Raw genomic sequence first — 886 nt, 5'->3', positions numbered from 1 at the left:
CCCCGTCCTTCAGGGCGCGGAAGACGTTAACGTGGATACCTATTCCCAGCCGATGGACTTCAGATAGACCTTCGTTCGCCACTAAAGCTCTTCCAGGGGCGTCTGGCCGGGGACATTTATCCTTGGCTGGAAGGCTTCACCGCTTTCAGGATCGTAGAAATCGTCGTGAAGCTCCCAGATCGCACCTGCGTTTTGGATAATCGCCTCGAACTCCTCGCGTGACAGGGCGTTGAGAACGAGTCGCTTCGCCTCGTCGATTGTCAAGAGGAGCGTTACCTCCTGCGTCCGATAGATGATCGCCGGCTCGCCCGAAATGATGCTGACGGCATCCGGGACTGGTGTTGCCTTCGTCAGGAAGCGTCCCAGCTCGTCCATCCTAGCTTTGAAATCCCCGGGAGCGCCCTTCAAAGGCTCTCCGTGGTGCAGCTCCAGGAACCCGCCGACGGCGGTGGTCTGGTCGATCTCGATCTTGCCGCTCCCCGTTTCCAGTTCGATGCCGATCGCGCCGAGGTGGGCGTTCTCTGGATTGTTCGGACGATCAGGCGACCAGTGTCGGCGACCCTTCCATTCTTCGGCGTTCATGGATTTTCTCCGTATGCGTTCATACGCAATGCACTACATCTCTACCGTTTAACGTCTTCCCCGCCCTAAAGGACGGAGATTTTTAGCGAAGCGCAAGCCTTCAGGCTGCGCGACGAGATTCGAGTTGCTGACGGGTTTTTTCCCGTTCACTTGGCGATGGCAGCGTTCCGGCCATAAGAATCGTCCATACCACATTCGGCGCAGGTCTGTCAGGCAATGCGTTGAAGAACATGGTAGTGGATCTTAATACCTCGCTGCGCAAGGTGCGCTCTTGCCCCTCACTGAAGGAAGGGGTTTGCCGCGC

Annotated in this window: 2 protein-coding genes; both read right to left on the bottom strand. The window is 57.4% G+C overall.

What is annotated here, in order from left to right; translation table 11 throughout:
* Positions 1-81 precede the first annotated feature (81 nt).
* A complete protein-coding gene (locus E1297_RS01305) occupies positions 82-582 on the bottom strand; it encodes a hypothetical protein (RefSeq protein ID WP_155132911.1) in 501 nt (166 codons plus the stop codon).
* 100 nt (positions 583-682) lie between these two features.
* Positions 683-886 (bottom strand): hypothetical protein (locus E1297_RS49565; protein WP_209015569.1); only part of this gene is annotated, 204 nt, incomplete at its 5' end.

The sequence above is a fragment of the Roseibium sp. RKSG952 genome (genome assembly GCF_009711355.1).
This window is presented reverse-complemented; position numbering and strand designations above follow the sequence as displayed.

What these genes read in the sequence shown, in the direction of transcription:
- E1297_RS01305 (WP_155132911.1), bottom strand. Translation starts at nt 582, where the DNA reads ATGAACGCCGAAGAATGGAAGGGTCGCCGACACTGGTCGCCTGATCGT.